The organism is Campylobacter sp. RKI_CA19_01122, assembly GCF_025771325.1.
Lineage (GTDB): Bacteria > Campylobacterota > Campylobacteria > Campylobacterales > Campylobacteraceae > Campylobacter_D > Campylobacter_D lari_D.
The window spans coordinates 66,938-80,014 of record NZ_JAKMPZ010000007.1 but is presented as its reverse complement, the minus strand read 5'-3'; the positions used below and the strand labels follow the sequence as shown (position 1 = coordinate 80,014).

At 30.0% G+C, this 13,077-nt stretch carries 12 protein-coding genes and 1 other RNA gene; 7 read left to right on the top strand and 6 right to left on the bottom strand.

Annotated features, from left to right (window positions below; all coding sequences use genetic code 11):
* Positions 1 to 9 precede the first annotated feature (9 nt).
* On the top strand, positions 10 to 1,638 hold the full coding sequence (locus tag L8U37_RS05315; RefSeq protein WP_263662901.1) for a multidrug ABC transporter permease/ATP-binding protein: 1,629 nt from the start codon (positions 10 to 12) through the stop codon (positions 1,636 to 1,638).
* Positions 1,639 to 1,647: 9 nt separating this feature from the next.
* Positions 1,648 to 2,121, top strand: coding sequence for a GlcG/HbpS family heme-binding protein (locus L8U37_RS05310; protein ID WP_133319039.1), 474 nt, complete (start codon positions 1,648 to 1,650; stop codon positions 2,119 to 2,121).
* An 11-nt stretch (positions 2,122 to 2,132) separates the two neighbouring features.
* Here the strand turns inward: L8U37_RS05310 and cgb are convergent, their stop codons facing one another.
* Positions 2,133 to 2,573, bottom strand: a complete 441-nt coding sequence (gene cgb, locus L8U37_RS05305) for a single-domain globin Cgb (protein WP_263728752.1) — start codon at positions 2,571 to 2,573, stop codon at positions 2,133 to 2,135.
* Positions 2,574 to 2,763: 190 nt separating this feature from the next.
* Here cgb and L8U37_RS05300 point away from each other — a divergent pair, with 190 nt between their 5' ends.
* The 4 genes from L8U37_RS05300 (at position 2,764) to L8U37_RS05285 (ending at position 7,658) form a co-directional block, all read left to right on the top strand.
* The gene (locus L8U37_RS05300; protein ID WP_263728751.1) at positions 2,764 to 3,768 is read left to right on the top strand and encodes an extracellular solute-binding protein; all 1,005 of its coding nucleotides are present in this window, start codon (positions 2,764 to 2,766) and stop codon (positions 3,766 to 3,768) included.
* Positions 3,769 to 3,787: 19 nt separating this feature from the next.
* Positions 3,788 to 5,371, top strand: coding sequence for an ABC transporter permease (locus L8U37_RS05295; RefSeq protein ID WP_263728750.1), 1,584 nt, complete (start codon positions 3,788 to 3,790; stop codon positions 5,369 to 5,371).
* Positions 5,371 to 6,351, top strand: coding sequence for an ABC transporter ATP-binding protein (locus L8U37_RS05290; protein ID WP_263728749.1), 981 nt, complete (start codon positions 5,371 to 5,373; stop codon positions 6,349 to 6,351). The genes L8U37_RS05295 and L8U37_RS05290 overlap by 1 nt, the downstream gene beginning before the upstream one ends.
* 83 nt (positions 6,352 to 6,434) lie before the next feature.
* Entirely contained in the window at positions 6,435 to 7,658 is a 1,224-nt protein-coding gene (locus L8U37_RS05285; RefSeq protein ID WP_263691730.1) for an HD family hydrolase, read from the top strand.
* Between the two features lie 4 nt (positions 7,659 to 7,662).
* Here the strand turns inward: L8U37_RS05285 and ffs are convergent.
* An RNA gene (gene ffs / locus L8U37_RS05280) (signal recognition particle sRNA small type) lies at positions 7,663 to 7,760 on the bottom strand.
* A 52-nt stretch (positions 7,761 to 7,812) separates the two neighbouring features.
* On the opposite strand from ffs, the gene L8U37_RS05275 reads away from it, so the two are divergent.
* Positions 7,813 to 8,256, top strand: coding sequence for a hypothetical protein (locus L8U37_RS05275; RefSeq protein ID WP_133319033.1), 444 nt, complete (start codon positions 7,813 to 7,815; stop codon positions 8,254 to 8,256).
* A gap of 10 nt (positions 8,257 to 8,266) precedes the next feature.
* Here L8U37_RS05275 and L8U37_RS05270 read toward each other — a convergent pair whose 3' ends face one another.
* Genes L8U37_RS05270 through L8U37_RS05255 form a run of 4 tightly spaced genes read right to left on the bottom strand, consistent with a single transcriptional unit; the run spans position 8,267 to position 12,970 of the window.
* The gene (locus L8U37_RS05270) at positions 8,267 to 9,892 is read right to left on the bottom strand and encodes a flagellar hook protein FlgE (RefSeq protein WP_263728748.1); all 1,626 of its coding nucleotides are present in this window, start codon (positions 9,890 to 9,892) and stop codon (positions 8,267 to 8,269) included.
* A gap of 4 nt (positions 9,893 to 9,896) precedes the next feature.
* Positions 9,897 to 10,904 carry a flagellar hook capping FlgD N-terminal domain-containing protein gene (locus L8U37_RS08230; protein ID WP_263728747.1) on the bottom strand — a complete coding sequence of 336 codons (1,008 nt, stop codon included), beginning with the start codon at positions 10,902 to 10,904 and terminating at the stop codon, positions 9,897 to 9,899.
* Between the two features lie 50 nt (positions 10,905 to 10,954).
* Positions 10,955 to 12,628: a flagellar hook-length control protein FliK gene (locus L8U37_RS05260; protein ID WP_263728746.1), complete on the bottom strand. Its 1,674-nt coding sequence runs from the start codon at positions 12,626 to 12,628 to the stop codon at positions 10,955 to 10,957.
* A 3-nt stretch (positions 12,629 to 12,631) separates the two neighbouring features.
* Positions 12,632 to 12,970 (bottom strand): hypothetical protein, encoded by a 339-nt coding sequence (locus L8U37_RS05255; RefSeq protein WP_133319030.1) that lies wholly within the window; start codon positions 12,968 to 12,970, stop codon positions 12,632 to 12,634.
* Positions 12,971 to 13,077 lie beyond the last annotated feature (107 nt).

The following is a 13,077-nucleotide window of genomic DNA, read 5'->3' as shown; positions in this document are numbered from 1 at the left end:
TTAGATTAAATGAAATTTTTAGTTTTTTTATTTAAAGAAAGCAAATTAAAAATCATTCTTTTTTTGCTTTTTAGTATTTTTACGAGTATATTAGGTGTATTGACTTTAGTTTTTATCAATGAATTTTTATTAAAAGCTAATCTTGAAAACTCAAATATTATCGTGTATTTTGTGCTTTTGTTGCTTGTATTTTTTGCGAGTTCTTCTTTTGTAGAAATTGCTTTAAGCTCGTTTGGACAAAGTTTTATTTTTAAAATGCAAAGAAGGGTTGTAAAGCAAATTTTAGATACAAGTGTTTTGAGTATTTTAAATACTACTAAAGCAAAGATTTTGGCTTCTTTGAATAATGATGTGCGTAGTATTTCTTTTGGACTTTTAAGACTTCCTGAATTCATACAATCAAGTGTTTTGATTATTTGTGTAAGTGCTTATATAGCTTATCTTTCTTTAGAAATTTTCTTTTTGTGTTTTGTGTGGATAGTGTGTGTTTTTTTGGTGGATAATTTTTTGATGAGTAAGGTGTATTTTTATTTTAAAAATGCTAGGGAAAATGATGATGCTTTGCAAAAAAACTATCAAAATATTTTACAAGGGCATAAAGAATTAACCTTAAATCCTTTAAGGGCAAAGTATTATTATGAAAACGAGTTTGAAAAAAATGCTCTAAAAAAGAAAAAAAGCTCCACTATAGGAAATATTTTACATATCTTATCTAATAATTGGAGCAATAGCGCCATGCTAGCTTTAGTAGGAGTGGAGTTTTATATAGCTTTAAGCTATGAACTTGCTAGTTTGCAAAGTGCTACTACTATTGCTTTAAGTGTGCTTTTTTTAAGATCGCCACTTGGAGCTATGATAGGAAGTTTTCCTACGCTTATGATGGCAAAAATCGCTTTAGATAAAATTTCAAATTTAAATTTAGAAAATTATTCTCATGAGTTTAAAATTAGTCAAAATAAAAAAACTTGGCAAAAACTTTGTTTTAAAGATGTATCTTTTTCTTATAATGAAAATTTTGCACTAAAACCTGTAAATTTTGAGCTTAAAAAGGGCGAATGCGTATTTTTAATAGGGAAAAATGGTAGTGGTAAATCTACTTTTTCTATGATTTTAGCAGGACTTTTTATAGACTTTAAAGGGGATATTTTTTTAGATGATGAAAAAATAACTTCAGAAAATATTTATGAATATAGAAGTTTAATTAGTGCGATTTTTAGTGATTTTCATTTATTTGAGCATGTTTTAGAAGATGAGAAATTTAGCAAAGAGGACTTGGCATACTGGCTTGAAATTTTAGAACTAAATGAAAAAGTAGAGCTTGTGGAAAATACTTTTAGCACTATAAAGCTCTCGGCTGGACAAAAAAAGCGCCTTGCTATGCTTAATGCTTTACTTGAAAAAAGAGATATTTTAATATTAGATGAGTGGGCAGCTGATCAAGATCCTATGTTTAGAAAGTTTTTTTATACTAAGCTTTTGCCACTTTTAAAGCAAAAAGGCATTACAATATTTGCTATAACACATGATGAAGTATATTTTGACATGGCTGATAGAATTTTACTCGCACAAAATGGTCAAATTTGTGAATTAAAAGGCGATATTAAAGAACTAGCAAAAAATGCAGTAGAAAAATTTTAAAGGATAAAAATGAAAAAATTATTTATTTTATGTTTATTTTTAGGAGTAAGTTTGATGGCAAAATCTTTTGAGCTTGTAAAAGAGCCTGTTCTAACTTCGCAAATGGTTGAAGGGATTTTGGATCTTGCAAAGAAAGAAGCAAGAAAAAATGGCTTTCATGTAAGTATTACCATAGTAGATAAATCTGGTCAAATTTTAGCAGTTTTAAGAGATGATAAAGCAGGTGTGCATACGATTAATGCTAGTTATAAAAAAGCTTACACAGCCACTTCACAAAAAAGAGAAACAGCAGTTATTTTTAAAGGTGTAAAAGAGGGTAAAATACCTGAAGATATTCGTTATTTAGATGATAAGTTTTCTATTATGCCTGGTGGGGTACCGATTTTTATAGATGGAGTTGTTGTTGGTGGTATAGGTGTGGGTGGAGCACACTTAGATGAGGATGTAAAAATAGCAAAAGCGGGGATAGCGTTTTTAAAATAGGCTTTGAAAAATCAAAGCCTATTGTCACTTAGCTTTTGCATAATTTCTTTTTCAATGTTTATGTAAAATTGTGCGATAGCTTTGTAAGCTTCTTCCCAAGCTTTTAGTGTAGTTTCATCTGCATTTAACACTACTTTAATAGCCTTTAAAAGACAAGCACCTACTATAGGGTAATGCTCCTCTTTGACATTTAATTTTGTATGAGTGATAGCTACTTTATCAACAAAGCTTCTCATATTTTCTAAATTTTCTACATTTTTTGCTGCCATTAAAATAGCCATTGCTAAAGCTTTTGGTTGCTCGCCTGAAGATTGTTTTTCCATATTAAACATAGGTTTTACTTCAGGATATTCTTCAAACATGATTTTATAAAATTCTTTTGTCAAAACTTCACCATTTTTTTGTAAAATTGGTACACAATCTTTGATGATTTGAATTTGCTCTTGTGTCATTTTATCTCCTTTGTATATTGTATTTTTGATGATTATATAAAAATAAGAGAAAAAATATCTTGATTTATGTTAATTTTGTATTATTTTATTTTAAATTGATTATGTATATCAATTTAAGTAAATATAAAGTGAATTATTAATATAATAATCCTTATCAATTTCAAAATTTAAAATTAAGGAAATTTATAAAATGAAAGCAAAAGTAGTTTTACTATCTTTACTAGCTGCTATGAGCTTAAGTGCTCAAGAGCTTACGATTTATTCTCATCGTCATTATGATTCTGATAAAGGAATTTTCAAATTATTTCAAGAAAAAACAGGCATTAGTGTAAATGTGGTGCAAGCTAAGGCTAATGAGCTTGCTAAAAGATTAGAAGTTGAAGGTAAAAATTCAAAAGCAGATTTATTTATGACTGCTGATGCGGGAAATTTAGAACAAGTTCGCACAAATAATCTTTTTGTTTCAGTTAGCTCGCCTGAGCTAGAAAAACTTTCTCCAAAAGAGCTAAGAGGCAAAAATAACGAATGGTATGCTTTTACAACAAGAGCAAGAATCATCATCGCTTCTAAGGATAGAGTTAAAGATGGGGAGGTTAAAACTTATGAGGATTTAACTGATCCTAAATTTAAAGGTAAAGTTTTAGTAAGAAGTTCAAATAATGTTTATAATATCTCTTTACTAAGTGCTATGATTGACACTTTGGGTAAAGAAAAAGCAAAAGAATGGGCTCAAGGCATAGCAAATAATCTTGCACGTACTCCAAAAGGTGGGGATCGTGATCAAATTCGTGCAATCTATGCAAAAGAAGGCGATGTGGCTATATCAAATAGTTATTATCTAGGACATCTAGCAAATTCAAAAAATCCTAAAGATGTTGAAGCTGCAAATTCAGTAAAAGTGATTTTTCCAAACCAAGATGATAGAGGAACACATATCAATGTAAGCGGTATAGGTGTTTTAAAAACTTCTAAAAATAAAGAAGCTGCGGTTAAATTTATTGAGTTTATGCTTTCAAAAGAAGCACAAGAAATTTTAACAAACCAAAACTATGAGTATCCAGTAAATAAAGAAGTAAAACCTGCTAAAATTTTACAATCTTGGGGTGAGTTTAAAGTAGAAAAGCCAAATTTTGAAGCTTATTGGGGTAATGCTAAAGAAGCTTTAATGATTTTTGATGAAGTTCAATGGAAATAATTTTAAGGAAAAATAAAATTTGAAATTTTTAAGTTTAAGGTGGTCTTTTGCCACCTTTTTTTTCTGTAGTTTAATCATACTGCCTATACTTGCTATTATCTTACACCTTCCTTTTATAGATATTAATACCTTAAAACATTTGAGTAAAAATGTCTTACCAAGGTATATTTTTGGTAGTGCTTTTATATTGTTTGGGACTTTAGTGTTGTGTTTGATTATAGGATTAATTAGTGCTTATTTGATAGCTTTTTATAAATTTTTTGGCTCGAAATTTTTTGAATGGTTTTTGATTTTACCTTTGGCTATACCTTCTTATGTAATGGGTTTTGTTTGGATTGATTTGTTTGAATTTCAAGGCTTAATTCCCACGCTTTTAGGTGTTGATAGGCGTATAGATATCATGAATGCATATGGCGTGATTGTGATTTTATCTTTTGCTCTTTATCCTTATGTGTATTTTTTTGCTAAAAATACCTTTGCTTATGGACTTGGAAATATCATTTTAAGTGCCAAAACACTTAAGGCTTCTAATTTAAAAACATTTTTTAAAGTGATTTTACCATTTTGTCGTGTGGGTATAGTGGGTGCTTTGCTGTTGGTGGCTATGGAGGTTTTGAGTGATTATGGTTTGGTGGCGTATTTTGGCGTAGATACTTTTAGTGCAGGAATTTTTAGAACATGGGGAAGTGGTGGCGATGAAGTCAGTGCTGTGGCTTTAAGCGTGGCTTTACTTGTATTTATCGCATTTTTAATGCTTTTAGAAAAAATTCAAAGAAGTAAAAAAGGTTTTAATCAAAATGTATTTTTACCTACCCCAAAAGATGAGTTAAAAGGCTTTAGGGCATTTTTAGCCTTTTTATGGTGCTTTTTAGTGGCATTTTTAGCCTTTGTCGTGCCTATTATGTGGCTTGTTTATTGGGCCGGGTTTGATTTTATGCAAAATTTAAGCAATGTCTTAACACCTGCATTTTATAGTCTTAGTGTGTCTTTGGTGAGTTCTTTTGCTATTGTGGGAGTGGCATTTTATTTATGTTTTGTGGTGCGTTTAAATGATACAAAAGCTTCTAAAATCATCCTTTGGCTTACGACTTTGGGGTATTCTTTACCTGGAGCTGTGGTAGCTGTGGGAATTTTAGTGATTTTGGGTGTGTTAAATTATATTTTTGATCTTTTGTCTTTTGAATATGCCATAGGTGGTGGATTTTTAGTGCTGTTTTTTGGATACTTTGTGAGATTTTTAGCTTCTGGAATTTTTGCAACTCAATCAGGCTATGAGAGAATTTCTAAAAATATAGACTATGCAAATTTAACCTTAAAATCAAAACCACTTAAAATTTTCACTCAAATTCATTTTCCTTTGATGAAACATTATTTAGCTTTGGCTGTGGTGATTATTTGTGTGGATATTTTAAAAGAATTACCTATTTCAACTATACTTTCACCTTCAGGTTTTCAAACGCTTTCATCGCTTGTATTTGCTTATAGTGAAAATGAGTTAATTTATAATGTTTCTTTGCCATCTTTGATTATAGTGTTATTTGGGATTATCCCTACATTTTTAATGCATTATTTGCAAAATAAAAACAACCAAAAAGGACAATAATGGAAATCTTAAAAATTGACAATCTTTACAAATCTTTTGGAAAAACAGAGGTCTTAAAGGGAATTTCTTTGAGCTTAAAAGAAGGCGAGATTGTCAGTATTTTGGGAGAAAGTGGCTGTGGTAAGAGTTCTTTGCTTGGTTGTATAGCTGGTTTTTTTGAAATCAATGATGGTAGTATTTATATAGGGGATAAACTAGTTGCTTCTAAGAGTATGTATTTAGCCCCACAAGAGCGTGATGTGGGGGTTTTGTTTCAAGATTATGCTTTGTTTCCGCACTTAAATGTAGAAGAAAATATATGCTTTGGTATAAGCTCTTTGGGTAAAAACGAGCAAAAACAAAGACTTGATGAGGTTTTGGAAATTTTAAATTTAAATACACTTTTAAAGCGCTATCCAAATGAGCTAAGTGGTGGGCAAGCTCAAAGAGTAGCACTAGCAAGAACCATAGTCGCAAGGCCAAAAATCATACTTTTTGATGAACCTTTTTCAAATTTAAATCACACTTTAAGTGTTAAAATGCGCAAAGAAATCAAAAATATTTTAAAAGAGCATAAGCTTAGTGCTATTTTTGTTACGCATGATAAAGACGATGCTTTTTATTTATCAGACAATATTGCTTTGATTAAGGATGGGAAAATTTTAGACTATGGAAGTGCTAAAGAGCTTTTTTGTAAGCCTAAAAATATAGATAGTGCTTGTTTTTTGGGCGAAGCATTTTTTATAGATCCAAATACAATTTTAGATGAGAATTTTAAAGCATATTTACAAAGTAAAAATGGCATTTTACGCCCTAATGATATACAAATTTCAACAACACAAACTCCTTTAAAGGCTAGCGTTTTAGAATGCGTGTTTTATGGGGATTTTTATGAGCTAGGCGTGAGTTTGGAAGGACATATTTTTAGTATTTATCATCACAAAGAGCTTAGTAAAAATGATGAGGTTTATCTTAAGTTAAGTGATATAGAAAGCTTTTAATCACTCTAATTCGTTTTCAAACATATCTAAAATTTGCTAAAGATTATAAAATAAAGTAAAATCACAGCAAAAAAAGGAAATAAATGATTAGTGTAGAATTGATAGAGCATATTTTTAAAGCTGCTTCTATATCAAGGTGGAATGATTATCCTAGAATGACAAATTTAGTTGAGCTTGATAAACAAGCACATAAATTTATCATTGCTTATTTCATTGCTAAAATGGAAAAAGATGTCAATATGCGTTTTATCATAGAAGCAGGAATTTTTGAGTTTTTAAGTAGGGTGGTAGTGACTGATATACGCCCTGATGTGTATCATGAGATAACGCGCGCAAAAAATGAGCAAGTAAGTGCTTGGGTATTAAGTAAAATCGCACCGATGATTCAAGATATAGAAAATGGTGAGTTTTTAAAACGCTATGAGCTTTTTTTGCAAGGTAAAGATTGTGCAAAAGAAAGGCTTGTTTTAAAAGCTGCTTCGTATTTTGCGACAAGATGGGAGTTTAATATAGTTTATCAAACTAGCTCGTTTTTAAGTGATATTGATGAGATTAAGGCTAAGGTTGAAGAAGAATTAGAAGATTATTATGAGTTAATTGGCGCAAGAAAAATAGCCCTTAATCGAAAAATTTCTAAAATAATCGATCTAAGCGGACGCTTGCGTTTTCAAAAAAGATGGGCACAAACTCCAAGGATTCCAGAAACTGCGGTTTTAGGACATATGCTTGTGGTAGCTATTTTGTCTTATTTTTATTCTTTAGAAGTAAAAGCATGCGATGGTAGGATAGAAAGCAATTTTTATTGTGCTTTGTTTCATGATTTACCCGAAAGTTTAACTAGAGATATCATCTCTCCGGTAAAATATGGCATAGATGGTTTAAATGAAATCATCAATGAGTATGAAATGAAACTTATTAATGAGAAAATTTTACCTTTTATACCACTATCTTTTAGAGAAGAATTTAGTTATATACTTGGTATTAGAGAAGGACAAAATGAAGAAAGTGCCTTTGTAAAAAATGAATTTGAAAATCGTATTTTTAATAACAAACCAAGTGTTTATAGTGGTAGTTTAGATGCGGTTAATGAGGATCGTTTTAAGGCTATTGATGGAAAGGCTTTGAAGTATTGTGATAAGCTAGCAGCTTTTATAGAAGCGGCTTTATCGATTAGCTATGGAGTAAAGTCTAAAGAGCTTGAAAGCGGTTTTGTGGGAATGCATGAGTATTTTAAAACAAATCCGACTATTAATGGGGTAAATTTCTTTAAAATTTGTGAGGATATTAAATGGTATTTTAAACTTTAAAAACCCTCTCCCAGATGACTGCGGCACACACTAAGTCTAAGTGCTCTGCTGTGTTCCCACCCTGAAGCGGTGCTTAAAAATAGCATTGCACAGGTCTAAGAGAAGGCAGTTGAAATAATATCTTAAAATATCTTAAAAAACATTGAGGTGAAGTATGTTGAGTATATTTGCAAATTTTTTATCTAAATTTAGAGAATTTTTTGTTCCTAGTCATCTGTCTTTAGAATTTAGAGCAAAATCTTTTGCGGCTATTATTGTGGCAAATAAAAATATAAAAGCAGAAATTTGGCAAGTTTTAGCTGATATTGCTAGTGAAATTTATCCAAAAGATAAAAGCAGGCAAGCAATTTTGGTGCAAACTTCTAAAGAATATGTAGATAGAGTTTTAAAAAGTGAGCTTAGTTTGGATACTTTACTTAAAAATATTGCTTTGCTTTTGAAAAAAAATCCAAGATATATACAAAAGATAAAATTTGATAAACTTGAGCGTTTAATAGATAAAAATGAAGAAGAATCTTTGGTTCAGCTTAGGGTGTATGAATTTTTTGAGCAAGAGGTAAAATATATCTTAGAGCAAAAAAATATAAATAAAACATGAAAAGCTAAAATTAGCGTTTCATGTTGATTGCTTTTTGTATCATTTGATCGGCTGTTGTGATACTTTTACTACTTGAATCATAAGCTTTTTGTAGAGTAATTAAGTTAGTAAAAGCTACCGATAAATCTACATTAGATTGCTCTAAATAAGAACCTTTAAAAGTTGCTGTGCTGAAATTTCCATTAGCATCAAGTAAAAAAGTTGGATTGCCGCTATTTCCTGTTTGCCCATAAAGATTTTCCCCTAGCTTTTCCAAGCCTTGTTCGTTTGTAAAATTAAACAAAGCAAGTTTTGCCATAGCTATTTGATCTCCATTGGTAAAAGTGGCGATGATAGTACCATCTGTGTTAATAGAATAATTATTTAAAAACCCCTCGCCCTTACCATCTGTTTGTGTATGCACTGAAGGTTGTTTGTTTTGTAAAGCATGAAGTCCATCATAGCCTGAATTTGGTATATTTGGATCATAATAAGAACCAAGATTTATATTAACCCTTGTTCCATTGTTATCTACTGAATTTAAGGTGTTAGATACTAAAGCTCCAGATTCGTTAAAAGTGATTAAACCTTCAGTTGTTCCACCTATTTTATTGCCATCATTATCATACACTTGTGCAACGGCTTTGTATTCTAAATCTGTACCATTTTGCGGTAAAACTCTATCTAATTTAACTTTTACCCAACTAATAGATCCATCAGGATTTATTAATTTTGCAGAAAGTTCTGTGCTATCAGCTACTTCTTTTTCAACGCTTAAGTGAGATGATTCTAGTTTGGCTGTTTCTAAATCGACTTTATCTAGTTTTTGATTGTCGATACTAAAAGCTAAATTTTCATCTAAAGTAGCTTGTAATGTTTGACTAGCACCCTTTTCATCAGTGATTTTAAAATATATAGTATCGCCAGGTTTTATACCATAAATTTGTTCATCTTTTACATTACCTGAAATTTTTACACTACCATCTTCATTTTTACTAAATTCAAATTTAGAAGCATCTACATCTACATTTACTGCTTCTGTTTTGGTGCTTGTGTCTAAATTTCCACTCCAAGTTATATTTTGCGTTGGTTGAGGTGGTAAGTAAAGATTTTTAGGTACAGAAATAGGTCCTTGAGTATTAACTCCGCCCATTTGTAAATTCTGTCCAGGTGTTCCACTCCAAGCTGTAGTGACTTTTTGTCCCATAATCTGACCAAACATATTAGAAACTCTATCACTTAGTTGAATTTCTTGTAATGATGGATTCATAGTTCCAAGTACATAATTTCCATTTGAATCTACTAAAAATCCATTTGCATCAGGTTTAAAAGCACCATTTCTAGTATAATAAACCCCATTGGCATTACTTACACCAAAAAAGCCTTTTCCAGCAATTGCTACATCAAATTCATTATCAGTAGAAACTAACGGACCTTGTTCAAAAATATCATTAGTAGCTCCTGCTACACTACCATAACCAGTTTGACCTTTGTTATATGATTGTGTTGTTATGGTGCTATAAAATACATCTTTAAATGCCACATCAGAGTATTTAAAACCGACTGTATTGACATTGCTTATATTATGAGCGGTATTGTCTATACCATAACTTTGGGATTTTACTCCATTTACTCCATTGTAAAATGCTGTAAACATGATTTTATCCTGTAATCTCTTTAATATCTTCCCATTTAACCCAGCTACCGCCCATACCAACTAGAGCTTCACCTTCTTCAAATTTAACTCCAGTGATAGGATAAGCACCATAAGTTGAATTAACGGTTGTACCATCTTCACCTATATAACTTGCTCTTACATAGTATTTTCCAGATGGTACAGGACTTCCACTATCATCTGTTCTATCCCAAACGATTTGTTTCATACCAGCACTCATATCTTTAACACTCATTGTTCTTACAGGATCTCCTGCTTCATTATAAATAGTAAATGTTACAGGTGTACTGTCTGATTTATAAGCTGAATCAATCTTTGCTGTTTTGATATCAACACTTGGGGTATGTCCTACTATTTTAAATGTTTGATCTTCTCCAACTACTGCTTGAACCGTTTCTTCTTGACCTTTGTCATCTTTTAATTTTATATGTATAGTTTCTCCAGGTTCAGCTATTTCTTTATCAACTTTACCTGTTATATCTAGTTTATCTTCGCCATTTTTCTTAAGTTCAAAACCTTCAATATCAATATCAGTCTTTTTACCTTTTTGTGGTTCTTGTGGTAAATACATATTAATTTGAAATTGTATATCATCATCTGCCACTACAAGGTAATTATCTTTAACTGTTGCAAGCTTTCCAACTGCAGCTAGTGCGCTCATACCTGTGCTTGCTGCAATAGAATTTTGTAGTTTTGTCATTGCAGTTACAAGTTGAGTCATGGTTTTATTAGTATTATCTTGCATTTCAAGTGCTGAAAGTTGTGCTGTTTGGGTAAGCATTTTTTCAGTATCCATAGGATCTGTTGGATCTTGATGTTGGAGTTCTATTAAAAGAAGCTTTAAAAACGCATCCTTGTCAAGTTCTGCCCCAGGGTTGTAAATCAACCCGCTATCACCTTCACCGGCTCTAGTGCTTCCTTTAGCATTTGACATATCTTTAGTATTAAGCGTTGCTAAAGGACCTTGAAGGGTTTGTGTGTTTATATTTGACATAAAAATCCTTTTTTATATATTTTTAAAGCTCAAAGCAAAAAATATTCCATTTAAAAATATTTTGCTAAAACCATTTCTAAGCTCGGTTTTTCTTGAATTTCTTTTTCAAAATTCACCTTATCTTCTTTACTATTGTTGTTTTTTTGTCTTTGCGGATTGCTTTGTTCTTTTCTTTCTTGATTACTAAAATTCATTTCTAAATTTGTAAATCCCATATTTACAAGAGCATTTTTAAACTCAGCTTGATGTTGTATGAAAAGATTTAAGGTATTTTGATTAGAGTTAAAGCTAATATTTAAATTTGAACCCCTTTGGACTAAAGTTACTTCTACTTCTCCAAGATTATGTGGATTAAGAGTTATACTAAAGCGAGTTATAGGTGCTTTGTAGCTTTCTAGTTTTTCTTTAAATTCTTGGGCAAAATCATTAATAGTTTCTTTCATAGGAATATTTTGATTTTTTATAAAATTATTAGAAACCCTATTCATTTCCCTTACATAAGAATTTAAATTCTCTTCACTATGATCATTTTCATCTTTTGAAAACTCTTTTGTGTGTTTAAAAATATCACTAAAATTATCTATATTTTGATTATTTTTATCTATTTTTAAATGTTTATCTTGAGGGGCCAATTGATTTTCTAAGTTAATTTTTAAATCTTGATTTTGATTTTGTATATTTTGAGTATTTTTTATATTTGTTAATTCAGCTTTTAAATCTTTTGAATTTTCTAAAACAGAACTTATTTTTTTACTAAAGCTATCTTCGCTAATAGTTAGTTTTTCATTCTTTAATATTTCTTTAAAATCTAGCTTTTCTTTTTCTTTAATATCTTTTTTTAGGTTTGTGTTTTGAGTAAGATTAATTAACTCAATATCACTTAGTTTTTCATTGAATTTTGTTGTTGTATTTTGGATATTTTTTGCGTTTTTTATTTCTTTTTCATCTTGAATTTGAATTTTTTCTACTAATTTTTCTTTAAAATCTATGTTTTGAATGTTTTCTTTTGCTTGTGTTTTTATATCTTTTTTTGGAAGTTCTATATTTTTTAAAGCAGAAGAAAGCAAAGAGACACCTTCGTTTTCTTTGCTTTTTATATTTTTGCTTGTATTTGGTTCTTCTTTTAAAAGCTTGGTAATTTTTTGATTGATTAAATCTTGAAAAACATTAGTATTATTATTTTGTTTTGGTATTTCAAAAAAACCTTTTTTATCAAGATTTGGAAAAGCTTCTTTTAAATCTTTAATTTGTTCAAATTTTATATTTTTGATGTTTAATCCAAGCTCTTTTGCCACATTAAAAAGCTCATTAATATTTTTTATATTTTTTAGCTTGTGTAGGTTTTTTTCAAGAGCTAAAATAGCAGTATTATCTTGGACAAGTTTGTTTAGTTTTATATCCTTGCTATCGCTTTGTAAAACCTCCAATAAAGAAAGAATTTGCATAAAATTTGCACCCTCAAAAAGCTTCAAAGCATCTTTTTCATCCAGCGGTATTTTATCTTTGACATCATCTTTTAAAATTTTATCATTAACTTTATCATCTTTTTGTGGAGTCTTGAAATCTTTTGGTAAACTTCCATCTTTTTCATTTATTGCTTGCAATAAGGAATTTAAAAATTCCTCGCCATCACTTTGTGAGCTAGTGTTTTCTTTACTTGGGTTTTCATTTTGTGGAGTGATGCTTAGTAAGTTTAAAGCATCACTAGCTTGGATATTAGACATTAATTAACCTACTAAAAAATTATTTTTTGCTAAATTTGGAAATAAATTTTGTAATTGTGCTGCACAATCAAGTTTTAAATTTTCATGAGTAAGATTAAAATTTTTAAATATCACTAATAATTCTTCTATGTTTTTAGCATTTAAAACCGCATTTTCATTTTGAGCATCATCTAAAATTTCACTTACTTTACTTGAAAGTTTTGCATAATTTAATTCTTTTTCTTCATTTGAATTTATAACTTCTAAATAATTTAAAAGTTCCATAAAATGCTTACTATTTAAAACTGAAGTTCCTTGTTTTTCTAAGTTAGCGTTAAAGATTTGAGTATTTAGGTTTGACATATTTTTCTCCTTAAAAATAATTCTTACTCAAGACAAAAGCAACAAGTGTTCCAATTTTTAAATCTTAATTTTTAAGCATTTTTTTTATATAATATTAGATTTTAAAT

Coding starts and splice junctions, on each gene's coding strand:
- L8U37_RS05315 (WP_263662901.1), top strand. CDS start 10: ATGAAATTTTTAGTTTTTTTATTTAAAGAAAGCAAATTAAAAATCATT.
- L8U37_RS05310 (WP_133319039.1), top strand. CDS start 1,648: ATGAAAAAATTATTTATTTTATGTTTATTTTTAGGAGTAAGTTTGATG.
- cgb (WP_263728752.1), bottom strand. CDS start 2,573: ATGACACAAGAGCAAATTCAAATCATCAAAGATTGTGTACCAATTTTA.
- L8U37_RS05300 (WP_263728751.1), top strand. CDS start 2,764: ATGAAAGCAAAAGTAGTTTTACTATCTTTACTAGCTGCTATGAGCTTA.
- L8U37_RS05290 (WP_263728749.1), top strand. CDS start 5,371: ATGGAAATCTTAAAAATTGACAATCTTTACAAATCTTTTGGAAAAACA.
- L8U37_RS05285 (WP_263691730.1), top strand. CDS start 6,435: ATGATTAGTGTAGAATTGATAGAGCATATTTTTAAAGCTGCTTCTATA.
- L8U37_RS05275 (WP_133319033.1), top strand. CDS start 7,813: ATGTTGAGTATATTTGCAAATTTTTTATCTAAATTTAGAGAATTTTTT.
- L8U37_RS05270 (WP_263728748.1), bottom strand. CDS start 9,892: ATGTTTACAGCATTTTACAATGGAGTAAATGGAGTAAAATCCCAAAGT.
- L8U37_RS08230 (WP_263728747.1), bottom strand. CDS start 10,904: ATGTCAAATATAAACACACAAACCCTTCAAGGTCCTTTAGCAACGCTT.
- L8U37_RS05260 (WP_263728746.1), bottom strand. CDS start 12,628: ATGTCTAATATCCAAGCTAGTGATGCTTTAAACTTACTAAGCATCACT.
- L8U37_RS05255 (WP_133319030.1), bottom strand. CDS start 12,970: ATGTCAAACCTAAATACTCAAATCTTTAACGCTAACTTAGAAAAACAA.